Here is a 22,887-nt window from a genome sequence, read left to right as displayed (position 1 = left end):
TTAGATACGAAGGAAACACCATGGGATTAGGCATCGGACTTGTAGGACTGCCAAATGTAGGAAAATCTACCACTTTTAACGCGCTGACAAAAGCGCAAAATGCAGAGAGTGCGAACTATCCGTTCTGTACTATCGAACCGAACAAGGCTGTTGTGCCGGTACCGGACAAACGTCTTGAAGCACTTGCAAAGATCGTCAACCCTGAAAAGATACAATATTCCACACTGGACTTTGTAGATATTGCCGGGCTGGTCAAAGGTGCAAGCAAGGGAGAAGGCCTGGGGAACAAGTTTCTCGGGAATATCCGTGAGACAGAAGTGATCCTCCATATCGTCAGATGTTTTGAAGATGACAATGTCGTACATACAGAAGGCTCCATCGATCCTATCCGTGATGTGGAGATCATTGAGCAGGAACTCCTTTTTGCCGATATTGATGCGGTCATCAAACGTATAGAGATGCTGAAGAAAAAAGCCAAAGGTAATGACAAAAATGCCAAAGCGCAGCTTGCTGTTGCCGAAGCCCTGCTCTCACACATTGAGGAAGGCAACCCGGTCTCTACCTTTTCAGACATAGAAGAAGATGCCTTTAAAGCTATGAACAGGGACTTGCGTCTTTTGACAAGCAAAGAGATCATTTACGGTGCCAATGTCGATGAAGACGGGCTGAGTGAAGATAATGAATTTGTACAGAAGCTCAAGGCATATGCAGACGAAAGAAACTCTGAAGTCATCAAGCTGTGTGCCAAAGTCGAGGAAGAAATGGTAGACTTCGCTGATGAAGAGAGAGAAGAAATGCTGGCTGACCTCGGCGTGACGGAGTCGGGACTGGAGCAGATCATTCATAAAGGATTTGACAAACTTGGACTGCAAAGCTATTTCACTGCCGGCGTCAAGGAAGTACGTGCCTGGACCATTCACAAGGGAACTACTGCCCCCAAAGCAGCCGCAGTCATTCATAACGATTTTGAAAAAGGCTTTATTCGTGCGGAAGTGATCTCTTATGAGGACTTTGTCGAATATGGCGGGGAACAGGGAGCCAAAGAGGCAGGGAAGAACAGACTTGAAGGCAAGGAGTATATCGTTCAGGACGGTGACATCATGCATTTCAGGTTTAATGTCTGATTTTTTGTACCGGTACATGAATACTGCACAAAAACAGACTATACTCATTTCAACCAGGAGAATATAATGATACAAAAACTGCTGCTTGCAGGACTTGTCGCGCTGACGCTTGCCGGCTGTGAAAACAATAAAAGTGTTTTTATCGAAAGGATAAAAACAAAAAATGACATGCCTACCGCCATTGCGAAACTTCGTGCTGCACTCAAATCAAAAGGACTGACCTATGTAGAGACCATAGACCATGCCAAAAATGCCCGCAAATTCGGTCTGAGACTCAAACCTGAAACGGTAATAGTCTTTGGAAACCCTGAAATAGGGACGAAACTGATGACATGCAATCCTTCAATGGGTCTTGATCTGCCTTTGCGCATGCTTTTCATCACAAACTATGAAGGCGAGACCAGCATACTGTATACCAACCCGGAATACTGGAGTCTCAAGCACAATATCAAAGATAAAACATGTTTGGCTATTGTCAGGCAGGCGCATGCCGCTATGCAGGAACTGGCCGAAAAAGCCGCTGCCAAATAAATACCGATACTCGTTAAAGGATATCCGATGAAAAAAACATTTCTTGCTCTGCTCGCTTCTTTGTCTCTTGCAACTGCCGCTTTGGCTGCTACAGGCTGTGTACTGGTGCAGCCTGACGACATCAATGTCACATGGAAAGCCTACAAAACACCGGCAAAGATCGGTGTAGCAGGCCAGTTCACTTCTGTTGTCTACACACCTGCTTCACTTGAAGGAAAAAACTTCAGAGAACTTTTTGTCGGTTCGAGCGTCAAGATAGATACAAACAAGATCACTACCGGCAATCCGGGAAGAGATGCCAAACTGGTCAAATTCTTTTTTGGCTTGATGAAGCCTCATACTATTGAAGCAAAAATCGTAGATATCCGGCACTCAGGCAAACATGAAAAAGGAAAACCGCGCAGAGGTACGGTTACCGCAGAAGTCACAATGAACGGAAAGACCCGGACCGTACCGATGAGCTACGTGTACAATGAAGGAAAATTCCATGCGACCGGTACCATTGACCTGTTTGATTTTGCAGCCCAAAAAGCACTTGCTTCCATTAACAAAGCCTGTTATACGTTACATAAAGGCAAGACCTGGAATGATGTGACCATCAGCTTTTCCACAACGGTCAAAGCGACGCTCTGCCATATTAATATCGCACGCAAGCAGTAGGTTTTGACTGTGGATACAAACGATATATTCTATAAAATATCAAAAGCCCTTTCGCTTACAGAAGAAGAAATACTTCAGGCTTACAAATTCGAAGGGTATCCCATGACCCCGGAACACCTTGAAGCTCTGTTGAAAAAACGGGTAGACAAAGGTTTTACATCGTGCAGCTATGAAGAGCTTGGTGTCTTTCTTGACGGGCTTGTTATATTAAAACGCGGTCCTTCTCCCCAAAAGAACGAGAAGAAAGAAGCCGTTGAACTGACGCATAATCTTATTCTTAAAAAACTGCGTGCAGCACTGAACCTCAAAGAGGCTGACATGGAGATCATATTTGGTCTCGGTGATGCAAAGCTGAGCAGACAGGAATTCAAATCGCTTTTTCGAAAAGAAAATCACAAAAATTTCAAAGCCTGCTCCGATGTACTGCTTATGGCCTTTCTGGAGGGACTTGACGAATTTTACTATGTGGGGGAAATAGACGAATAGTCCCCACCCTATATCTCTATATCCAGAACCAATTTCACCGGGCAGTGGTCACTGCCCATGATCTCGTCCAGAATATCTGCATCTACAATCTTTTCTTTTAAGTCATCAGAAACAAAAAAATAGTCTATTCTCCAGCCTACATTTCTGCTTCTTGCCGCTGCTCTGTAGGACCACCAGCTGTAGCGGTCCGGTTCATCACCGTGTATATGCCGAAAAGTATCAATATAGCCATTCTTTAAAAGCTTGTCTATCCAGGCCCGTTCAACAGGGAGGAAACCGGATGTCTTTTCGTTGGCTTTGGGTCGGGCAATGTCTATGGGACGGTGTGCTGTATTGACGTCTCCGCAGACAATGATCGACTTTCCCTGTGCCCGTATTTCATTGATATATTCCAGAAAACGGTCATAAAAAGCCAGTTTGTATGCCAGCCGTTCCTCACTCCGCTGTCCATTGGGGAAATAGACATTAAAAAGGGCGAAACGGCCGAAATGATACTCGTTGATGCGTCCTTCATCAAGAATATCCACATGGTCACCGCCAGAGGCGGTACCCTTGATATTGGTAAACAAAGCAACACCGGACTGTCCCCTGTTGGAGGAGGAGTTGATGCTTTGGAATTTAAACTCCTTCTTGAAAATCGTATCGGGGATCTGTTCTGCTTCTGCCTTGATTTCCTGTAGTCCAAGAAAATCGATCTGTTCTTCATCGATCCATTTGAGTGCTTCTTTTTTTTCCACAGCCCGGATACCGTTCACGTTCCAGGATATAAAAGTCCTTCTTGCCATAAAGATCCTTGATTAGGTAGAATATTTGGATAGAATAATAGCAAAAAAGGCTGTAACTATGGCACATGAAGACAAAGAGCGCTGGGATGCAAAATATATCAGCAACCCTATTCCCGACAAACCGGTAGCATTTATTACCCAATATGCGAAATCTGCAGCAGGCAGCCGGGCACTGGATATTGCATGCGGTATGGGAAGGAACAGCAAATATCTGGCTTCTGAAGGTTTTGAGGTAGATGCATTGGATATAAGCTCTGTCGCGATCGAATCACTCCGGGGGATCAGGCATATATATCCCAAAGAAGTTGATCTCGATGTCTGTGAATTTCCTGTTGAAACCTATGACCTGATCATCTGTACCTATTTTCTCAAACGTGCACTTTTTCCCCAGATCATAAAAGCCCTCAAACCCGGAGGGATATTTCTCTACCAGACATTTGTCTATCATCCGGATAACGAGAGAAACCCTTCCAACAGAAGTTTTCTGCTTGAAGAAGGAGAACTCGAAGCAGCCTTTGCTCATGATCTTGACATAATACATTTGCGCGAATACTGGGATATTGACAGCAACGGAAAAAAGAGTTTCAAAGCGGAAATAGTTGCAGAGAAAAAGGGCAGAACAGGTTAATTAAAGCACCGTTTCCCGTATTTCACAGCCCGTACATGTTTTATGTGATCAAAAAGCACCGTACACATCCGACGGGACAGGACGGGGACGATAAATGACACGTTTCTTCGGTGCTGAAAACAGCTTTGTCTCATAGCCGTAGATATCGGGTCTGAACTGTATGTGACCCTCATCATCTGCCCAGACAGTATGATACTCCACAAAGACCGGTATCTCCGTTTCCAGGGTATTCCAGGTTGTTTTTCCCGGATGATAGCTGTATCCGAGGGTATGCAGGAGATCCATCGGTTTTTCCAGCCGGATACAGCCGTGGGAAAAGGAACGTACTCGCCTGTTGAAAAGTGATTTGGCCGGAGTATCATGCATGTAGACATTGAATTTGTTCGGAAACAGAAACTTTACCCTGCCAAGTGCATTTCTACGGCCTGATCTCTGATACAGTTTTCCTTCACTGTTATATTGTAAACCAAGTTTTTTCAACTGTGCTTCCGATTTGTGTGCATACTCTTTCCTGTAAATGGAAGGAGGCACATTCCAGGTAGGGTTCAACACGACATACTGCATTTTTCTGTTAAACACAGGGGTTCGCATTTTGGTTTTACCCACTACGATCTTCATACTCAAAACAGGTTTTCCCTCTGTGTAAAAATGCATTTTGAACTCAGGAATATTCACCAGCACATAGCGCAAAGGCTTGGGTTGTGAAATGCTTTCAAGAACCAGGTTTTTTTTTACTTTCGCAATAATACTGCCGATCGACTGTTTCAGGGAATGTCTGGTACGCGGACCGATATCGCCGTCAACGGAAAGACCATGTCTTCTCTGGTATTCCAGCAGAGCAGCTTCAAAGGCAGGTGTCATTTCCGGTGTTTCTTCAAGATTGGCTGACTGCAGGAGATTGAATACTTTTTTTATCCTGATGATATCTTCTGCCTCATCCCCCTTGAATTGCGGTGGCATATATGCATTTCTGACAGTATAGAGATGATCAAGATAGGCTTTCAGCCGCTCATACCTTTTTGTGTGGGGAAGATGTTCCATAGTAAAAGCATAACTCCGGTTCTGAAGTACTGCTTCTCTGATCTTTTTTTTGCTGATCTTCCTGTAGGCATTCCTATCTCCTCTGAATCCGGCATAATTCAAATTGCCGTTCAAAAGACATTCCGATATCTGATAGTCTGTCCTGCCATGACAAAAACTGTATTTTTCCTGATATGCCATGAATGCAGGATCAGGTACAGCAGCGAACATCAATGTTTGTACGAAGATAAGAATGATTTTTTCCATAATAGTATAATATCTTAATTTATGATAAAATCATAATGCCTCGCCTCTCAGTATATCAAGTACATTGGTTGCATAAGAACCTTTTGGCAATACAAAACCGAGTTCATACTGTGCTTTTTCTTCAATATAGTTTTTTGTAATTTCAGTGACCTGTACCCAGGCATACCGTCTGGCACCGTTCATTTTGATCTCTTCATCGAACATTGCTTCGATTGTTCCTGCTGCAGCACCGGCTCTTTTGGTTCTGGTACCAGGGATGAGACCCGTAGGTGCAATATCTTTTTCGGTAAAACGTTCTGCCTCTTTTGAAAGTGCTTCTGCTTCAAAAAGCCGTCCGTACGGATAGTGCATCATCAAATCTCCCTCAAGCAGTTTAAAGAAATTCTTTTGTTCTGCGGTACCGTGCAGCGAACCTTCAGGCAGCTTCATCAGTTTTTCCGTTTCTGTCTCAGAGAATTCTTCCAACAGCAGACTCAGCTCCATACGTTTGGAAAGCCAGCCGTTGAACAGATAGCTCTGGTACGACCCCATTAGAAATTCTTTTGTTTTTCTGTCCCGTATCTTCAGTGTACCCTCTATCAGCTTTTTCCCGTCTATCCAGTTGTTCCCGTCCGTACCGAAACGCTGATTCCCGAAATAATTCGGCACACCGTTGGCCTTGATCCATTTCAAAACAGAATCAAGTTTGTCTTTCTGTACGCCCAGTACTTTTTTCAAGCGTATCCCAAAACGGTTTCCTTTGAGATGGCCTACCCGTATTTTATTGTTGTGGCGTACTTTGTCAAGAATTTTGATCTTGTCATGGCTGAATGCTTCCAGTTTATCTTCAAACCTGGCAGGCAGAGAGATATACTGAATGGTCATGGCATGTTTGTCTTTCAGTCCGGCATAGCCCATATCCCTGCGCCGTATCCCTACATGGTTGGAAATGGCGTCAAGCATCTCCCATGTAGTCATCTCTTTCTTCCGTACCTTGAGTACAAGGTGCTCCCCTTCCCCGGTGAAGGCATACAGAGGGATCTCCTCAACCGTAAAATCACGCGGGGAAGCGTTGAAAACAAACTCATTTTTGACATGCAGCGGGTAAATACGTTTCATAAGGCTCTTTTTTCAGAATTTGACCCGTTAGGGGTTATACAGACGTCATTTTATCCAAAGAAAGGTAATAGAGGTCAGCATAAAACAGAAAATATTGCCGATACGGAAAGATACAGTTTATTTCATTTTCCTTTCATTTTTATCCGCTATACTTCAAAAAAGGATACTTTACTGTGCCCGATAAAAACATCTTCAAGGCTATAAATGAACACCGGACGATTTAAATTTGCTACCAATTTCATTGTTATTTTTCTTCTGGTGAGTTTCATCACCAGGGTTGTGCTGCTGGGCATGACATACAGTCAGGTCGACATGAGTGTCTGGGAACTGTTCAAAGTCTTTTCCATAGGTGTTTTCTACGATTTTGTGGCTGTTTCCTATTATCTCATTGCCTTTATTATCTATCTTATCTTTGTTCCGCGCAGAATTTTCAACAGTAAAGTACACAAGGTTATCAGTCTCCTGATCTATTTTGCTGTCATCTATACGGTTGTGTTTAACGGTTTCAGCGAATATTTCTTTTGGGAAGAGTTTGGAAAAAGGTTCAATTTTATTGCGGTTGACTACCTGGTCTATACCCATGAAGTCATACATAATATTCTTGAATCCTACCCTATTCCGCTTCTTTTGGTCATTATTTTTATCCTTACGGCCGGCATTTTCTACTACAACCATAAAAAGACCCATTTCCACAAAGATGCCTTTGAATGTGAAATGCCGTTTGGTCAGAGACTGAAAATAGGACTGGTCTATCTGGCACTCCCGCTGTTGTTCTTTATGGTACTGGACAAACAGACCCTCACGCATACCTGTCCCAATAAGTTCAACCAGGAACTTGCCAAAAACGGCCTGTATTCCCTTTTCAGTGCTTTCAGGCACAATGAGCTTGATTATGACGAATTTTATAAAACGCTTGACAACAAAAAAGTTTTTTCCAATCTTCATACACTCTTGAAAAGAAAAGAAAGAACATTTAAAACAAATAACCTCTATGACATTACACAAGTGGTCAAAGGAAACGGTTCACCCAAAAAATACAATATTGTTCTGATCATGGTAGAGAGTCTCAGTGCCGAATTTCTCGGTGTTTATGGTGATAAACGGGGACTCACACCCCATTTGGACAAACTGGCCCGCAAGTCACTCTTTTTCAACAATCTCTATGCGACAGGAACCAGAACGGTCAGGGGCATGGAAGCCGTTACGCTTTCGCTGCCTCCTACACCGGGCAGAAGTATCGTCAAAAGGCCTGACTGTCAAAATATGAATTCTGTAGGCTTCATCTTTAAAAAACTGGGGTACGAAAACAAATTCATCTATGCCGGACACGGTTACTTTGACAATATGAACTACTTTTTTTCCCATAACGGATTTGATATTGTGGACAGGTTTGATTTCAAAGACAGCGAAGTGACTTTTTCCAATGTCTGGGGTGTCTGTGATGAAGACCTTTTCAACAAAGTCAGCAAAGAAGCAGACAAGTCATATCAGCACAAAAAACCGTTTTTCAGTTTTGTTATGACTACCTCCAACCACAGACCCTATACTTACCCTGACGGGAAGATAGACATTCCTTCCCATACAGGGCGAAGCGGCGGTGTCAAATATACGGATTATGCGATCAACAAATTTTTCAAAGAAGCCTCCAAAAAACCATGGTTTGACAACACCATCTTTGTTATTGTTGCGGATCATAACGGAGGAAGCGCAGGCAAAACGGCACTTCCGGTATGGCGCTACAAAATACCGCTTTTTGTCTACGCCCCCAAGATCATCCAGCCCCGAACTGTCAGCAAACTCTCTTCGCAGGTCGATATCATGCCGACACTTCTCGGCATACTCGGGCAGAGTTACGAAGCAAAATTCTACGGAGATGATATTTTAAAACCAGACCACAGAGAAAGAGCTTTCATCGGGAACTACCAGAAGCTCGGTCTGTTCAGAAACAATACCCTTACCGCACTCTCTCCCGACAAAAGTGTACAGAACTACAAAGTCACGAAACAGACGCTGTACAGCGTAGAGTACAAAGAAGAAAAACCCTCTTCGAAATCAGTGGAAGATACGATCACCTATTATCAGAGTGCCAGTTATCTCTACAAACATAACCTGCTGAGGCAGAAGAGACCATAGATTTGATATTTGGGTACCTATATGAGAGGTGCCCTTTATTTCAAAAAATGTATAATCATACGATTATATCACAGGGGACTGTTTTTGAAATTTATGAACAAAACAACGATACTTTTCGATCTTGACGGCACACTGATAGACAGTGTACCGGACCTTGCACTTTCCGTGAACCAGATGCTCGAGAGCCTGGGGCGGGAAACATTTGCCGAAGCGACCATACGCTACTGGGTGGGCAATGGGGCACAAATGCTGGTAAAGCGGGCACTGCTGGGCAAAAGAGATACCGATGAAACCGTTGACACTGCACTTTTCGACAAAGCGCTGAAACTTTTTCTGTCCTTCTACGGGAAACACCTTGCAGAAGCTACCCGTGCCTATCCTCATGTTCCCGAGACACTCAAAGTACTGAAAAAAGCAGGATACCGTCTGGCAGTCATTACCAACAAACCCTACGCTTTTGTCGGCCCTATTCTCAAAAACCTGCAGTTGGACGGGCTTTTTGAACTCTGGATCGGCGGAGATTCGCTTCCCGAAAAAAAACCGGATCCTGCTCCGCTGCTGCATGTATGCAACGTACTTTCTGTCCCTGTGGCTGCATGTGTCATGGTGGGAGATTCAAAAAATGATATTGCCGCTGCCAAAGCGTGCGGTATGCAGAGCATCGGTGTGACGTACGGCTATAACTACGGAGAAGATATACGGGTATATGCTCCCGACAGGGTTGTCGATGATTTTGCGGAAATTCCGCCTTTGTTTGAAAGCCGGGGAAAGTAGACATGAAGCAGGCAAGTGTTGCCATCATCGGGGGCGGTGTCTCAGGGGCTACCACAGCGCTGTTTCTTGGGGAAAGGGGATTGAAGGTCACCCTTTTTGAAAAAGAGCCCGGTCTTGTCAGCGGACCGCCATTCTGCCATCTTCATGCGGGAGGAAACCTCTACCGGGACATTTCTGACGAACAGTGCATCACGCTGCTGAGGCAGTCCATCGACTTTTTGCGTTTTTACCCTTTTACGATAGATTACCGGCCTACGGTCATTGCCCTTCCTCTTACGGACAGCGGTATACCCGAAGCACTGCTGCCGCGCCTGAAACTGCTGCGTTCCGAATATGAAAAACTGGTCGGAGAGGATGCCGGCAATCAGGTTTTGGGAAAAAGCGGCGACTATTACAAACTCTATAGCAGGGAAGCGCTGGAAGCATTGAAACAAAGACCTTCCGTTGCACAGCCGGCTAAGCACGATGAATGGATGATCCCTGCCGCAAAAAATATCGATCTGGACAAAGTACAGTTCCCGCTCATTCTGGTCCAGGAGTACGGGCTCAACCTGTTCCGCCTCTCTGCAGGTGTAACACTGGCACTCGAGAGAGTGGCAAATGTAAACCTTAAAACAGAAACGGTTGTCAGCAATATTCAGGAAAACTGTTATTCCGGCACATGGAATATCACTTACGTGCAAAAAGATCAGGCCAGGCAGGAGAACTTTGACTATCTTGTCAATGCCGCCGGCTTCAGAAGCGGAAAGATCGATGATCTCATCGGTGTGGAATGCAAACGGATGGTGGAATTCAAAGCCGCCTATGTCAGCCGCTGGGAAAACTGCTGCGACACACGCTGGCCGGAGATCATTTTTCACGGTGAGCGCGGGACGCCAAGAGGCATGGGGCAGTTTACACCCTACCCGGACGGATACTTTCAGCTCCACGGTATGACCAAGGAGATCACACTGTACGAAGACGGCCTGGTAGCGAACAGTATTGTCAGCTGCCAGCCGCATCTCAAACAGAATTTTATTGAAAAGATCGAAAGGTCATGGAGTCCTGAAGAAACGGGCCAAAGAACCCAAAATGCCATCAGACATCTCTCCCGGTTCATTCCTGCATTTTCCCGGGCCAAAGTAGGTTCAAAACCGCTTTTCGGAGCACAGCAGATCCCCGGAAACGACCCTGCCCTTCGTGTAGCGGAAGTTTCCTTTCCGCAAAAGAGATACGCCAGGTGCGAGATCGTCAAAGTCTCTTCCGCACTTGATATGGCAGATGCCATTGTCAAAGATTTAATGGCACTTGGATACCTGGATGCCTCCGCCCATGAACACAAGCGGCTTACAAAAACCCTTGAGAGCCTGAAAGAGACTGAGATCACTGCCTATGCCAAAACAGTCGCCCTCAAACGTGATTATCCTGCTTCTTTATCCGGAAGAACAGTACCTCAGATGCCATGATCACAAGCTGTCAAATATACCGAAAACTGGAAGCGATGGAACTGCTTCAGTCCAGCCCGCCCCGCTGGTGGCCCGGTGCAGGTACTTTTGAAGTCGTCGTCGGTGCCGTCCTCACACAGAACACGACTTGGAAAAATGTAGAAAAATCACTGCTGAACCTTGAAGGACATTTGACACTGGAAAATTTCTTGTCACTCGACGAAGAGAGGCTCAAAAATCATATCCGTCCCAGCGGTTTTTACAACCAGAAAGCCCCCAGACTGATAAGCCTTGCCAAACAGATAGCACATGATTTTCATACATTTGAACACTTTCAGACCGATGTGAGCCGTGAATGGCTGCTCTCACAAAAAGGTGTCGGGCCTGAAACAGCTGACAGCATTCTCTGCTATGGCTGCTTCAGGAACGAAATGGTCGTAGACAGTTACACCAAAAGAGTACTCAGGCAGTACGGTGTAGTACTGTCGGACTATCATGAATACAAAGCCTTTCTCGAGAACGGCATAACGGCGCATTGCCGGGAAGATATCAATCTGATATTTTCCCGCTTTCACGGTATGATCGTCGAATACAGTAAAAAAATGAAACTGAAAGCATAGCGCTTTTACAGAAAATGATGGCTTTTGCAGGGAAAACGTTCCCTGTTTTCAGCAACTTCGGCAAAGACGGTCAGCACCGTTCCTGACGCTTTAGCGATCTTGTTCAGTCGTTCCAAATGTTCTTTTTTAAACCCGACAAGCATTTCATACTCTTCCCCGCTAAAGCCAATATCATCGTTGATACTTTTTAATATCTTAAATCCATATTCATTCATATCAAGAAACTTGTTCGTATCACAGTACAGCCCGTCGGAAATATCCATTCCGGCATGCAGGAACGGACGCGCCTCTGCAATGAACTCTCGTCTTAAAACAGGTTCATAAAAGCGTGAATTTCCGGCTATAGGTTCATGCCTGAAAAGCTTTTCAAGGTCACGTTTGCTCTCTCCGAGTATGCCGGTATAGGCAAGAAGATCACCTGCTTCAAGGCCTTTTCGAAAGAGCGGGTTGTCACTTTTGGAGATAATGGTGATGCAAAGGTGCAGTTTCTCCCCTGCCACCGTATCGCCCCCGATGATTTCGCAGCCGTATTCTGCGGCAGTACGTTCCAGGCTTTGTGTCAAGGCATCGATTTCGCCGGTAGCCGTATCATGAGGAAGGGAAACCGTTACAAGCGCATATTGCGGCTGTGCATTCATAGCTATGGCATCCGAAAGATTCACCAGCATTGCTTTGCGGCCTATCTGAGACATATTCATCCAGTCTCTTTTAAAATGCGTATCTTCGAAGAAAGCATCCATACTATAAATACTGTCACCGACCACAGCGGCATCATCGCCGATATGGTGGGAATGTAATGTATTGATAAGGTAGTGTTCTTTATCCACGGTTTCCTCTTTGATATGCGGAAAAACATCCGGTTGTTTTGGCAAAATTGTAACATACTTTTATACAAACTCCTGATGCACAGATATAATGGTATACATTTATTTATAATGTTCCCTTTTGTGAGGCAAAAGATGCAAAACCGTAACATCCGCACGCTCTATCCCTCTCTTCTTTGCATAATATTAATAAACCTTAATCACTAACAAGCTATAATCGATCTAAATTGCAACAAAGGACATAGCTACTATGAATACGAACTCAGATGTTAAAATCTACGAATATGATGCTGTGATCGTGGGTGCCGGCCTCGCCGGTCTCGCTGCGGCAAAAGAGTTGACTGCTGCGGGAAAGAAAACGGCGGTCATTACCAAACTTCACCCGCTCAGATCACATTCGGGCGCGGCACAGGGCGGCATTAATGCCGCTTTGGGCAAAGATGATTCCACGGAACTTCACGAATTTGATACAGTCAAAGGATCTGACTATCTTGCAGACCAGGATGCTGTCGAACTGATGTGTACCAAAGCCCCTGAAACGATCAGGTGGGCAGAGAGAATGGGAACGGTTTTCTCCAGAGACGAAGAGGGAGATATCGCTATCAGGCCGTTTGGAGGACAGTCCAAGCCGCGTGCCTGTTATGCAAAAGACAGAACCGGGCTTGCCTTGCTCCAGGCGATCTATGAGCAAGCCTTCCGTGAAGGCATAGAAGTCTTTGACGAGTGGTATGCCGGAGATATGATCTATAAAGACGGAAAAGTATCCGGTGTAGTGGCTTATGATATTCGTAATTCCAAAGTGGCTGTTTTCAATGCCAAAGTAACCATGTTCGCTACCGGCGGAAACGGCAGGCTTTACAGATTTAACTCAAATGCACATGCCAACACCGGAGATTCCCTTTCCATTGTTGCACGCCACGGTCTTCCGCTTGAAGATATGGAGTTTGTTCAGTTCCACCCGAGCGGACTGGGCGGTTCAGGTATCCTCATCTCCGAAGCTGCACGGGGGGAAGGCGGACGCCTTTACAATTCACTCGGTGAAAGATTTATGGAAAAATATGCTCCCAATGCCATGGAGCTTGCATCGAGAGATGTCGTTTCTCGTGCCATTATGGAAGAAGTACGCCAGGGACGCGGTGTCGGAAAAGACGGTCAGTCGGTCAATATTGACCTGACACACCTCGACCCGCAGATCATTCTGACAAGACTGCCCGAACTTCGTGAACTTGCCATTGCGTTCCAGGGGCAGGATATGCTCAAAGAGCCTATTCACATTTCTGCAACAGCTCACTATTCTATGGGCGGTATCCCAACCAACATCAACTGCCAGGTACGCAAATCACCGACTGAACTGGTGGAAGGATTCTATGCTGCGGGAGAATGTGCCTGTGTTTCCGTCCACGGAGCGAACAGACTGGGTGCAAACTCTGTCCTTGAAGCCCTTCTTTTTGGACGTCATGCCGGTGAGAACATGATCAAAGCACTGGATGAAGGTGCTTCCCTTCGCAAAGCCACAGCCGCAGATGCCGATACCTTCGTAGAAGAGCTAACCCGGATCAAAACATCCAACGGAACAGAACGTGTCCCCGAACTGCGTACCGAACTGCAGAACGGTATGACAGCCGATGCCGGTGTATTCAGAACAAAAGAATCTCTGGACAGACAGCTCAAACTCATCAATTCACTTCTGAAAAGATTTAAAAATATCCGTATTGACGACAAGTCCAAAACATTCAATACCGACCTTCAGGAAGCTATAGAACTCGGACACATGCTTGAATCTGCCAAATTTGTGGTTGAAGGCGCATTGGTGCGAGAAGAGAGCCGCGGCGGCCATTACAGGGAAGATTTCCCGACCAGAGATGATAAAAAATTCCTGAAACATACTTATGCCTATATGGACAAAGACTATAATGTCTCTATCGAATGGGGTGATGTGGTATTGGGCAAGTTTGAACCAAAAGAAAGAACATACTAAGGAGGTCATGATGAGCAATACAAGAAAAGTAACGATAAAAGCATTCCGATTCAATGCCGAAACTGACTATCTTCCATACTATAAGCACTATGAGATGGAAGTGGGTAAAGATGAGCTGATACTTGACCTGCTTAACCGTATTAAATGGGAGCATGACGGCTCGTTCTCCTACAGACGTTCATGCAGACACGGTATCTGCGGAGCCTGTGCCATAAAAGTGAACGGCAAAGCCACTCTCGCGTGCAAACAGAACGCCATGGAACTTCTTGACCTCTTTGACAATGAACTGGTCTTCGAACCGTCAAGCAAGAAACGCGTGGTCAAAGATATGATCATTGACAAAAAAGACTTCTGGGACAAACATGCAGCGGTTCAGCCGTATGTCGTAGCCGATATCGACCCGCATCCGAAGCATGAAACAAAACAGAGTATCGAAGAGTTCAACAAATTCCTCGATTCTGACCTGTGTATCCAGTGCGGTGCCTGTCACTACTCCTGTCCGTCTCTTGAAGCCAACCCTGACTATCTGGGGCCGGCTGCGCTCAACGCCGCTTACAGATTTACGATTGACCCGAGAGACCATGCCGGTAGAGAGAGACTTGAACTGACTGCCGAACCCGGCATAGGTGTATGGGACTGCGTCAAGTGTTTCGAATGTGCGGAAGCCTGTCCGAAAGACATCAACCCTATCGAAAAGATCACCAAACTGCACAATATGCAGTTTGAACAGGATGTAGCAGTTCCAAATGTGGCAACACGCCATGCGGAAGGCTTTGTGCGAAGCATCAAGAAACACGGTTTCCTTGATGAAGCAGATATCGTTGTCTATTCCGAAGGCTATCTCGGTATGTACAAACACCTGAAAACTGCCATGAAAATGATGAAAGCCGGCAAAATACACTGGAACGACGGCCTGCCGTGGGTTGACAATGTACCAAAATCCAAAAATCTTGATGAAATTCAGAAACTTATCAAGATCTCACAAACACACAAGCTATAAGGAGAAACAATGAGCAAACTAAAATACGCATTATTTACTGGATGTACCGCAAAGCAGTCCACCCCGGAACTACTCTCCTCTACGCTTGCAGTAGCTGAAAAACTCGGCATCGAGATCACAATTTTGGAAGAAGCAAGCTGCTGCGGTGCCAGCCACCTGCAGGACTTTGACGAATTTCTCGCACATGTACTCAACGCACGCAATATCTGTTATGCAGAGAAACTCGGTCTTACGATGATCACCATCTGTAACACATGCCAGCTGAACTCTGCCATGACAAAACATGCACTGGATACGGACCCGAAACTCAAAGCCCGTGTCAACGAAAAGCTCGCAGAAGTTGGCCTGGAGTACAAAGGTACTTCCGAGATCAAACATTTCCTTTACTGTCTGATAGACGAATATGGTCTTGAGAACATCAAAGACAAAGTGGAAGTACCGCTCAGTCATCTCAATATCGCACCTTTCTACGGATGCCACAATATACGGCCGTCTGAGCTGCATCACACAAGCAACGGAGGAGAAAACCCATACAACCCTACTTCTCTTGACCGTCTCATCGATGCACTCGAAGGCCATCCGGTCGACTACGACCACAAGAACAAATGCTGCGGTTTCCACGTAGAACTTCAAGCAAACCATACTTCCGAAGTACTCGCCGGAAATGCTATGGTCGATGCCATTGACAACAATGCCGACATTATGGTCACGCCTTGTCCTCTGTGTCACCTCAAAATGGACACCTACCAGGACGATGTGGGCAAAGTGATAGGAAGAGATATAGAATTGCCTGTACTGCATATGCCGCAGATGGTTGCACTTGCACTGGGATGTACACCAAAAGAAATAGGGTTGAACTTCCACGTTCAAAAAGCAACACACCTTACCGCATGACCCCTGCCCTCTCCCGCCATATGCGGGAGGCTCCTCTTTTTATTATTCCCGGTTTAACTCCCGTTAGTATTATCCTACTATAATACGTCCATTTCAAAAAAGGACCATTCTATGTTCAAAACCATTTTTATCTGGTTGTTCGGTACACTTCTCCTGCTCCAGGCGATTCAGATCAGTATTCCTCCCATACCCAAAAAGATCGATCCAAATACTGAGATCAAAGTTTCTGCGCCGCTAATGAAGACACTCAAAACTTCCTGCTACGCCTGTCATTCCTACGAGACCAAGATGCCCTGGTACGGCAATATTGCCCCTGTTTCATGGGAAGTCAAAAGTCATATCAAAGAGGGACGGGCCTGGCTGAACTTTCAGGAATGGAAAACCTACGATGATGAAAAGAAACAAAAGATCTATAAAGGGATCGTGAAAACGCTCAAAGACAACACGATGCCTATGCCGATGTACCTGCTCATCCACAAAGATGCAAAACTGACTGCTTCACAAAAAGATTCACTCATAAAGTGGGCTGAAAGTAACATCAAAGAGGAGTATTGAGCTAATTAGGAGTTATTTACTCTTAATTGTTAATTTTTTATGTTATAATATTTTTACAAAAACCAATTTAAAAGGATTTACTATGCCAAAGATCAATAAATATGTAGATATCGACACTGTCGAAAGAGAAGCGAAAAAAGACCTCATTGACAGACACTCACCGTTTATCACGGTAAAAGGTGAAGCAAAAAAAGGTGAACTGCTTGAAGTACACGTTCAGCTCGGGCAGGAATATACACACCCGGATGATTTCGACCACTATATTGAGTCGATCACACTTTTTAACGGTGACACAAAGCTGGCAATGACCACCTTTGTTCCCGGCACATTCGGAAACGAAAAATCACATGCCCAAGTCACTTTCTTCATCAGACCGATGAAGAGCAAACTCAGCCTTGTAGCACACGGTTACTGTACAAAGCACGGAATCTGGGAATCTACACCGGTCGAAGTCGCTGTAGCAGACTAACATCTTTTTTGTCTGCCTCTCTGTCAGGAGAGGATGGACAGTGATTCACTTTTCGTATATCACTTTTTTCTTTCTTACTCTTCTTTAAACAACACTTTGTTTTTACCCTTTATTTTTGCCTCGTACAAGGCTTTGTCAGCACGTTGAAGCAAACTGTCCACACTATCGTTCTCTTTAGTGTACGATAGTCCGAAACTGCAGGAGAGGTGGTCTATGGTCTCAAAATGATATTCATCGATCAGCTTGCGGATATTTTCTATTTTCAGTATGGCATTTTCGGGGGAACCATCTTCCAGGAAAAGCAAGAATTCATCTCCGCCCCAGCGCACCAGAAGGTCAGTTTTTCGAATATGCTGTTTGAGAAGCATCACAAAAGCTTTCAATACTTTGTCACCGGTCAAATGCCCGTAGGTATCGTTGATCTGCTTGAAGTTGTCCAGGTCCATCACCACAAGAGCGAAGTTTCTTTTTTCCTGTAAACTTTTTTCAACCATCTCGTTCAGGTAATCTTTTCTGTACAGTCCGGTCAGCGGGTCGAGCTGCATTTCATGAGGAAAATCAGTGATTTTTGTCAGTGTAAAAAGCGTATGTGCCGCTTCTATCTGTGTTGCCTGTACAATAAAGATGTCTTTTCCCAGTTTAAGATATTTTTCCCCCTCTTTCAGGGAGACAAAAAGCTCCCGGTAATTCTGTAATGAAGCATCGAGTTTCTGATACAGTTTCAACTCTTTTTTTTGTATCTCTTCTATATTTTCGGCATGAAAAAAATTCAGAAATTTTTTATTTGCGAACTCTATTTTTTCCGCGTTTGTCACAAAAAGCATTGTGTTCTGGCTGTCTACCACTTTTTGTAAGGTATTGTACAGCAGTGTCGATTCATTGCTGTACTGGAGAAGGTTCTGCTGCGCCCGTGTAATGGCTGTAATATTGTGAAGCAGGATGATCGCGGTATTCTGGTCACAGTATTCTACAGATATATTGACATAATCATTATTTTTATAGACAGACTCCAGAGTATAGAGGCAGTATTTCTCTACAAAGATTTGTTTGATTTCTTCTTCATTGCCCACGAGCTCAGGCAGGTACTCCAGTACATCATCACCCTCTTTTGGCATCGCATTCACGTATTTCCTGACTCCCTGTGATGCACTGATAACATGCAGCTTTCTATCCACAAGAATGTATTCAAAAATATTTTTGGACAGTATGGCATTGAGTATGATCTGTACATTTCTCATAACAGTATCTCCTTGGCTAATGTGGTAAAAAGTATATCGATCTGGCTGCCGTCTTTGGCCGAAGTCAAAAAAGTGTTTTCCGAAAGAGAAAGTGTTTCCTTTTGCTGTGCAGACAGCAAATCGGACTTGTTGTAGGCAATGACATATTTTGCTTCCCTGTTAAAAGCCAGAAGATCACCGATATGTTCCCGGATGCCTTCTACCGTCTCTTTTCTGCTTGCATCACAGACAATAATGGCACCGCTTGCCCCTTTAAAATACGCCTTCGGGATTTTCTTGCTAGGTGTTTCCCCTTCGATATCCCAAATGAGAAGTTCCAATTCCACATGGTTGACTGCCAGCATTTTTTTCGATACTTTCACACCGATAGTCGTCAGATAGACATCATCGAAAGTATTGTCTATATAGTGCCGGACCAAACTTGTTTTACCAACAGCAAAATCACCGAGCATCAATATTTTTTTTCTAATCATTCAGTGCTTTCTCTATGCTTTCAATCGCTTTGTCCGAGTTGAACACAAATCGTATTTTAATGCGTCTTGACGCTTCTCTGTCTTCTACGCCGTTTATGATCACCGGGTTTTCATCGGCCATTCCTCTGGCATCTATGATCTTTGAAAGATGATATTGTTTTGAAACAGGCAGTGTCAGCACATATTTTTTGATCTGTTTTGCCCGTTCCAGGGAGAGTGCCTTGTTAAAGTCATAGCTTCCCGAACTGTCTGTATATCCTTCAATAACAAAGCCTTTGATATAAGGCTTGATCTGTTTATCTCCCATCAGTACAGTAATGTATTTTTTAAAACCCTGCTTCAATACAGACAGAGAATCCGCTTTGGGAACGGACTGGCCTGCCTCAAACAAATGTTTGTTCTTAAAATCCAGTGAACCGTCTTTGGGATGAAACGCATCAGTATGACTAAAGGCTTCTTTTAATTTTTCAAGTGCATGTGCTTTCATTACCGAAATGGAAATAGCCGTGTCCAGTTTTTTACGTGTGGTATGGTATCGTGTATTGATTGTTTGGAGTTCTGCTTCCAGTCCGGCGACTTTTTGCTCCAGCCTGTCATATTTGGAGGTAAGGGTATTTTCCAACACCTTCACCGTATGCTGCTGATCTTTCAGTGCCCGGTTTGTCTCCAGGCTCAGCCGTTTTACTGTCTGTGCCATGGTTTTTTTCTGCTGCATCAGTTTTTGGTCCATTTCTTCCGGCGGCAGGTACATTTCGTTTACAAAATCCTTACCCGTTTTTTCTTTGATCAATTTTTTGATCGTATAAAAATCTTTTATCGAAGCAAGGTACCCTTTGAGATAAAGCGTATGGTTTTCTTTTTCAATCGTAATATGGGCACCCGTCTGTCTGCTGATCTGCTGTTCGAGAAGATACAGTTCATATTTGCCTTTTCCCCAGTATGCCGCGTAGGCAAAGCACAGAAGAAGGAACAGGATCAAAATATATTTCAGCGGATTTTTCTTTGCCGCATTTTCCCGGGGCACCGGGGGTTTGGTTTCACGAAGGAATTTTCGCATCATTTCTTCAATAGTTTGTATTTCCGGGGCACTGTCATCCCCGTCGAAATCCTGAAAGAAACGGCTGTACTTTTTAATAATCTTCGCAAAAAAAACATTGATTTTCGAACGCTGTTCAAAATCGGGCTCAGTATCAAGAAAAGCGATCAGGTAGACAGATCCTGCACTTTCTATATAGAGCGTAGCATTCCCGTAGCTCAACAGCTGGACTTCGGAAGTCTCTTCAGCCTTTTCTGTCCAGTCATTGACAAAATCCTTAATAGCACTGGCCATTGAAGCTACCATATGGGGATCATTGATCTCCCTGTTTTCAAGGTGGACTTCGGCAACAAGCAGGCCTGTCTCTTTCTGAATAATGAACAGGGAGCGTATCGTTGCATCAAGACTCTCTTCGAGCAGGATCTCTGTTTCGCTGACACCTGTCATCTTTGCTTTCAGTTTGCGCTTGTAGCGTTCAAAAGAAAGCCCCTCTTCTATCTTTGCATTGATATGCTCCATCATTTCCTTGATGGCATTGGTGACATATTTGGAAATCATACCCCCCATGATCGGATAGAGTGCATCGATCATCTTGTCTTTGTTTTCAGCGATCTCCTGTGCGATGACAGGAGAAATGACACTTTGCAATGCCCGTTCAAGCGCGACAGGGTCCTGCGAAGTGCTTTGGGTAATGATCTGGGCAAGATAGCGTGAGAGTATATCGATTGTTTTACTCTCCTTCTCCGCAAGTTTTTTAATCAGCAGATCATCAAAAAGGGGCAGCAGTTTCGATCTGACCGCTTTTTCATCAAGCGTTTCAAACTCCAGGTGTTCAACCTTTGATACCAGTTTTTCAAGCAGTGCAAGCTCATCAGCAAAGAGCAGCGACCTTAGCTGATCGAGCTCTGTATTACTTTTTTTCAGTCTTTGGCTCCTGCGTCAGCAACGCATTGACATCGGTACCCTGTATCTTCATGGCAACATCGAGGAGCATGCCGGCCAGTGCGTCACGGGAAAGTTTTTCATTACCGAGACCCGAAAGACCTTCATGCAGTGTAGATTCTATCTGTGTCTTCATCTGTACAAGGTTTTCATGTATTTTCTGATTCTCATCGTCCATATTTTCTTTCATGATCCTGAGTTTGGTCAAAAATTCGTCTTTCTGGTTTTGCAGCTGTACACTGAGTGCATCATCGGTTGTATCAATGAGATCTTTGAGTTTGGTGCGCTCTTTCTGTGTTGCATTGGCAAGATTGTCCACTTTCTGTTCCAGTGCTTCCAGGGAGCGGGATGTCTCTTTTTGCAGTTTGGCATGGGACTCTTTAAAAGAGTGTGTGATCTTCTCTTCGACACTTTTAAGCGTTTTGTGCAGTGTTTCGAATTTCTCTTCAAATTCTTTCATCTGGGGGCCAAAGATCAAATCTCTGATCTGATCTACATTATTCATATTTTTTTCTGACATAATACTTTTTATCCTCTAATGATATATGAAAATATTATATACTTTTTTTACAATATTTTGCTTATTTTACCGCGTAAGTATCTTCTTTGTATTTAACGAAAAAACCACTGTATTATTACATCAGAACAGGCAGACTAAATACGTATGGAGAAGAGGGCTCCGTCCTCTGTATTTCTGACGCTCAGCCTGCCCTGCATATTGTCCTCTATCATCGTTTTGGCGATCGTAAGTCCCAGTCCGGACCCCTCTTCTTTTGTCGAAATATACAGGTCAAAAATCGTATCGATCATAGCTTCGGGGATCCCTCCGGCATTGTCACTGACGGTGACAAGACATTTGTCTTTCTCTTTGGCTGTTTCAATCGTAATCTGCATAGTGTCGGACGGGGCAGCAAGAAAAGCATCTTTGGCATTTTTCAGCAGTATCAGGATCACCTGTTTGAATTCATTGGGGTAGCCGTACGCAAAAACCTCTTTCTCCCCTTTAATATCCACACTGATATGCTGCAGTTCATACGTGTCTCCAACCAGGTCGACAATATGGCTGACAGCATCAAATACATTGAAAGTGACTTTTTCTTTTAAGGGTTTGAAAAAATCCTGAAATGCCTGCACGGTCTGGTCCATGTACTCAGTCTGCTTTAAAATACTGTCGAGTTTGTCTGTTAAAAAAGAAGCTTCAAGTGCATGTTTTTCTTCTTTCATTTTTAACACATTGGTCGTCAGTGAAATAGAACTCAGGGGCTGTTTCCACTGGTGTGTGATCATATTGATCATTTCACCCATTTGGGAGTACCGTGATTCCAGTTCAAGCATTTTCTGTTTTTCAAGATTTTTTTGTATCTCTAATGCTACAAGCTCCTGCATCTGTTCGTTGAACGTTTCCAGCTGCGCATTCTTCACAGAGATCTCTTCCAGCAAAAGACTCTTTTCATTGCGTTCCTGTACAAGACTCTGCTGTGTTTCAGCCATGGCAGTAGTGTCTTCAAACAGTACGATCAGACTCTCAAAAGGCTCCGCATCGGCAGGGGAAGCTATGCTCTTCCTTCGTCCCGGGTGCATATGGATATTGATGTAATATCCGGGTTCCTTAAAAATGTAAGGGATGGTAAATGACGTTCTGGTGCCCTTGAAAAGTTCATTCAGCTGTACTTCCATGCCGCAAAGCTCAGGCACAAGATTGAACATATTGTTCATTTCACATATTTTTCCGTCGCAGAATTTAAAAACCCTGTCTGAATATTCAATGATTTCAAAAGCATGGTTTATGACAAAATATTCATATTTATGGTTCTCGTAAATAGCATTAAAGACTTCCTGTATATGCATTACTGACCTGCCAGTTCCATTGCCAGACGGGTAAAGGCAGTCATGACGCCCTCACCGCTTTTTGCCGATGTCACATAAAC

General features: G+C 44.4%; 23 protein-coding genes. 14 read left to right on the top strand and 9 right to left on the bottom strand.

The window, feature by feature from the left end; all coding sequences use genetic code 11:
- The first annotated feature begins 20 nt into the window (after positions 1-20).
- The 4 genes from ychF (at position 21) to F8L24_RS08830 (ending at position 2,801) form a co-directional block, all read left to right on the top strand.
- The gene (ychF, locus tag F8L24_RS08845) at positions 21-1,124 is read left to right on the top strand and encodes a redox-regulated ATPase YchF (protein WP_294954721.1); all 1,104 of its coding nucleotides are present in this window, start codon (positions 21-23) and stop codon (positions 1,122-1,124) included.
- A 66-nt stretch (positions 1,125-1,190) separates the two neighbouring features.
- Complete coding sequence (locus F8L24_RS08840) at positions 1,191-1,655, top strand: DUF302 domain-containing protein (protein WP_294954718.1); 465 nt, start codon at positions 1,191-1,193, stop codon at positions 1,653-1,655.
- Between the two features lie 27 nt (positions 1,656-1,682).
- Positions 1,683-2,315, top strand: coding sequence for a YceI family protein (locus F8L24_RS08835; RefSeq protein WP_294954716.1), 633 nt, complete (start codon positions 1,683-1,685; stop codon positions 2,313-2,315).
- A gap of 9 nt (positions 2,316-2,324) precedes the next feature.
- A complete protein-coding gene (locus tag F8L24_RS08830) occupies positions 2,325-2,801 on the top strand; it encodes a DUF1456 family protein (RefSeq protein ID WP_294954862.1) in 477 nt (158 codons plus the stop codon).
- Between the two features lie 8 nt (positions 2,802-2,809).
- Here the strand turns inward: F8L24_RS08830 and F8L24_RS08825 are convergent, their stop codons facing one another.
- On the bottom strand, positions 2,810-3,586 hold the full coding sequence (locus F8L24_RS08825; RefSeq protein WP_294954713.1) for an exodeoxyribonuclease III: 777 nt from the start codon (positions 3,584-3,586) through the stop codon (positions 2,810-2,812).
- Between the two features lie 58 nt (positions 3,587-3,644).
- Here F8L24_RS08825 and F8L24_RS08820 point away from each other — a divergent pair, with 58 nt between their 5' ends.
- Positions 3,645-4,214, top strand: a complete 570-nt coding sequence (locus tag F8L24_RS08820) for a methyltransferase domain-containing protein (protein WP_294954711.1) — start codon at positions 3,645-3,647, stop codon at positions 4,212-4,214.
- Between the two features lie 48 nt (positions 4,215-4,262).
- On the opposite strand, the gene F8L24_RS08815 is transcribed toward F8L24_RS08820, so the two are convergent.
- Both F8L24_RS08815 and truD read right to left on the bottom strand, forming a co-directional pair.
- Positions 4,263-5,501 carry a L,D-transpeptidase family protein gene (locus F8L24_RS08815; protein WP_294954708.1) on the bottom strand — a complete coding sequence of 413 codons (1,239 nt, stop codon included), beginning with the start codon at positions 5,499-5,501 and terminating at the stop codon, positions 4,263-4,265.
- A gap of 30 nt (positions 5,502-5,531) precedes the next feature.
- Positions 5,532-6,599, bottom strand: a complete 1,068-nt coding sequence (gene truD, locus F8L24_RS08810; protein ID WP_294954705.1) for a tRNA pseudouridine(13) synthase TruD — start codon at positions 6,597-6,599, stop codon at positions 5,532-5,534.
- 204 nt (positions 6,600-6,803) lie between these two features.
- On the opposite strand from truD, the gene F8L24_RS08805 reads away from it, so the two are divergent.
- The 4 genes from F8L24_RS08805 (at position 6,804) to F8L24_RS08790 (ending at position 11,550) form a co-directional block, all read left to right on the top strand.
- On the top strand, positions 6,804-8,732 hold the full coding sequence (locus tag F8L24_RS08805) for an LTA synthase family protein (protein ID WP_294954702.1): 1,929 nt from the start codon (positions 6,804-6,806) through the stop codon (positions 8,730-8,732).
- A 93-nt stretch (positions 8,733-8,825) separates the two neighbouring features.
- A complete protein-coding gene (locus tag F8L24_RS08800) occupies positions 8,826-9,506 on the top strand; it encodes a phosphoglycolate phosphatase (RefSeq protein ID WP_294954860.1) in 681 nt (226 codons plus the stop codon).
- A gap of 2 nt (positions 9,507-9,508) precedes the next feature.
- Positions 9,509-10,951 carry an FAD-binding oxidoreductase gene (locus tag F8L24_RS08795; RefSeq protein WP_294954699.1) on the top strand — a complete coding sequence of 481 codons (1,443 nt, stop codon included), beginning with the start codon at positions 9,509-9,511 and terminating at the stop codon, positions 10,949-10,951.
- Entirely contained in the window at positions 10,948-11,550 is a 603-nt protein-coding gene (locus F8L24_RS08790) for a 3-methyladenine DNA glycosylase (RefSeq protein WP_294954695.1), read from the top strand. Before F8L24_RS08795 ends, F8L24_RS08790 begins: the two co-directional genes overlap by 4 nt.
- 5 nt (positions 11,551-11,555) lie before the next feature.
- Here F8L24_RS08790 and F8L24_RS08785 read toward each other — a convergent pair whose 3' ends face one another.
- Positions 11,556-12,422, bottom strand: coding sequence for a thiamine-phosphate kinase (locus F8L24_RS08785; protein ID WP_294954692.1), 867 nt, complete (start codon positions 12,420-12,422; stop codon positions 11,556-11,558).
- A 202-nt stretch (positions 12,423-12,624) separates the two neighbouring features.
- Between F8L24_RS08785 and F8L24_RS08780 the strand changes: the two genes are divergently transcribed.
- The 5 genes from F8L24_RS08780 to F8L24_RS08760 all read left to right on the top strand — a co-directional run bounded on the left by F8L24_RS08780 (position 12,625) and on the right by F8L24_RS08760 (position 17,270).
- Positions 12,625-14,352, top strand: coding sequence for an FAD-binding protein (locus F8L24_RS08780; protein ID WP_294954689.1), 1,728 nt, complete (start codon positions 12,625-12,627; stop codon positions 14,350-14,352).
- Positions 14,353-14,362: 10 nt separating this feature from the next.
- Positions 14,363-15,352, top strand: a complete 990-nt coding sequence (sdhB, locus tag F8L24_RS08775) for a succinate dehydrogenase iron-sulfur subunit (RefSeq protein ID WP_294954686.1) — start codon at positions 14,363-14,365, stop codon at positions 15,350-15,352.
- A 9-nt stretch (positions 15,353-15,361) separates the two neighbouring features.
- Entirely contained in the window at positions 15,362-16,246 is an 885-nt protein-coding gene (locus F8L24_RS08770) for a CoB--CoM heterodisulfide reductase iron-sulfur subunit B family protein (protein ID WP_294954683.1), read from the top strand.
- Between the two features lie 111 nt (positions 16,247-16,357).
- Entirely contained in the window at positions 16,358-16,801 is a 444-nt protein-coding gene (locus F8L24_RS08765) for a heme-binding domain-containing protein (protein WP_294954681.1), read from the top strand.
- 82 nt (positions 16,802-16,883) lie between these two features.
- Entirely contained in the window at positions 16,884-17,270 is a 387-nt protein-coding gene (locus tag F8L24_RS08760) for a desulfoferrodoxin family protein (RefSeq protein WP_294954678.1), read from the top strand.
- A 74-nt stretch (positions 17,271-17,344) separates the two neighbouring features.
- On the opposite strand, the gene F8L24_RS08755 is transcribed toward F8L24_RS08760, so the two are convergent.
- From F8L24_RS08755 to F8L24_RS08735, 5 genes are all read right to left on the bottom strand, one after another.
- Positions 17,345-18,508, bottom strand: a complete 1,164-nt coding sequence (locus F8L24_RS08755) for a GGDEF domain-containing protein (RefSeq protein WP_294954676.1) — start codon at positions 18,506-18,508, stop codon at positions 17,345-17,347.
- Positions 18,505-18,981 (bottom strand): Rab family GTPase, encoded by a 477-nt coding sequence (locus tag F8L24_RS08750; RefSeq protein WP_294954673.1) that lies wholly within the window; start codon positions 18,979-18,981, stop codon positions 18,505-18,507. The genes F8L24_RS08755 and F8L24_RS08750 overlap by 4 nt, the downstream gene beginning before the upstream one ends.
- Positions 18,974-20,665, bottom strand: coding sequence for an OmpA family protein (locus F8L24_RS08745; protein ID WP_294954670.1), 1,692 nt, complete (start codon positions 20,663-20,665; stop codon positions 18,974-18,976). Before F8L24_RS08745 ends, F8L24_RS08750 begins: the two co-directional genes overlap by 8 nt.
- A 262-nt stretch (positions 20,666-20,927) precedes the next feature.
- Positions 20,928-21,479: a coiled-coil domain-containing protein 154 gene (locus F8L24_RS08740; RefSeq protein ID WP_294954667.1), complete on the bottom strand. Its 552-nt coding sequence runs from the start codon at positions 21,477-21,479 to the stop codon at positions 20,928-20,930.
- Positions 21,480-21,613: 134 nt separating this feature from the next.
- A complete protein-coding gene (locus F8L24_RS08735; RefSeq protein ID WP_294954664.1) occupies positions 21,614-22,807 on the bottom strand; it encodes a HAMP domain-containing sensor histidine kinase in 1,194 nt (397 codons plus the stop codon).
- Between the last annotated feature and the right edge of the window lie 80 nt (positions 22,808-22,887).

The sequence above is a fragment of the Sulfurovum sp. genome, from assembly GCF_015493435.1.
GTDB lineage: Bacteria > Campylobacterota > Campylobacteria > Campylobacterales > Sulfurovaceae > Sulfurovum.
This window is presented reverse-complemented; position numbering and strand designations above follow the sequence as displayed.

Coding starts and splice junctions, on each gene's coding strand:
- F8L24_RS08770 (WP_294954683.1), top strand. CDS start 15,362: ATGAGCAAACTAAAATACGCATTATTTACTGGATGTACCGCAAAGCAG.
- F8L24_RS08780 (WP_294954689.1), top strand. CDS start 12,625: ATGAATACGAACTCAGATGTTAAAATCTACGAATATGATGCTGTGATC.
- F8L24_RS08750 (WP_294954673.1), bottom strand. CDS start 18,981: ATGATTAGAAAAAAAATATTGATGCTCGGTGATTTTGCTGTTGGTAAA.
- F8L24_RS08735 (WP_294954664.1), bottom strand. CDS start 22,807: ATGCATATACAGGAAGTCTTTAATGCTATTTACGAGAACCATAAATAT.
- F8L24_RS08755 (WP_294954676.1), bottom strand. CDS start 18,508: ATGAGAAATGTACAGATCATACTCAATGCCATACTGTCCAAAAATATT.
- F8L24_RS08840 (WP_294954718.1), top strand. CDS start 1,191: ATGATACAAAAACTGCTGCTTGCAGGACTTGTCGCGCTGACGCTTGCC.
- F8L24_RS08800 (WP_294954860.1), top strand. CDS start 8,826: ATGAACAAAACAACGATACTTTTCGATCTTGACGGCACACTGATAGAC.
- F8L24_RS08795 (WP_294954699.1), top strand. CDS start 9,509: ATGAAGCAGGCAAGTGTTGCCATCATCGGGGGCGGTGTCTCAGGGGCT.
- ychF (WP_294954721.1), top strand. CDS start 21: ATGGGATTAGGCATCGGACTTGTAGGACTGCCAAATGTAGGAAAATCT.
- F8L24_RS08765 (WP_294954681.1), top strand. CDS start 16,358: ATGTTCAAAACCATTTTTATCTGGTTGTTCGGTACACTTCTCCTGCTC.
- F8L24_RS08815 (WP_294954708.1), bottom strand. CDS start 5,501: ATGGAAAAAATCATTCTTATCTTCGTACAAACATTGATGTTCGCTGCT.
- F8L24_RS08790 (WP_294954695.1), top strand. CDS start 10,948: ATGATCACAAGCTGTCAAATATACCGAAAACTGGAAGCGATGGAACTG.
- sdhB (WP_294954686.1), top strand. CDS start 14,363: ATGAGCAATACAAGAAAAGTAACGATAAAAGCATTCCGATTCAATGCC.
- F8L24_RS08760 (WP_294954678.1), top strand. CDS start 16,884: ATGCCAAAGATCAATAAATATGTAGATATCGACACTGTCGAAAGAGAA.
- F8L24_RS08820 (WP_294954711.1), top strand. CDS start 3,645: ATGGCACATGAAGACAAAGAGCGCTGGGATGCAAAATATATCAGCAAC.
- F8L24_RS08740 (WP_294954667.1), bottom strand. CDS start 21,479: ATGTCAGAAAAAAATATGAATAATGTAGATCAGATCAGAGATTTGATC.
- F8L24_RS08825 (WP_294954713.1), bottom strand. CDS start 3,586: ATGGCAAGAAGGACTTTTATATCCTGGAACGTGAACGGTATCCGGGCT.
- F8L24_RS08835 (WP_294954716.1), top strand. CDS start 1,683: ATGAAAAAAACATTTCTTGCTCTGCTCGCTTCTTTGTCTCTTGCAACT.
- F8L24_RS08805 (WP_294954702.1), top strand. CDS start 6,804: ATGAACACCGGACGATTTAAATTTGCTACCAATTTCATTGTTATTTTT.
- truD (WP_294954705.1), bottom strand. CDS start 6,599: ATGAAACGTATTTACCCGCTGCATGTCAAAAATGAGTTTGTTTTCAAC.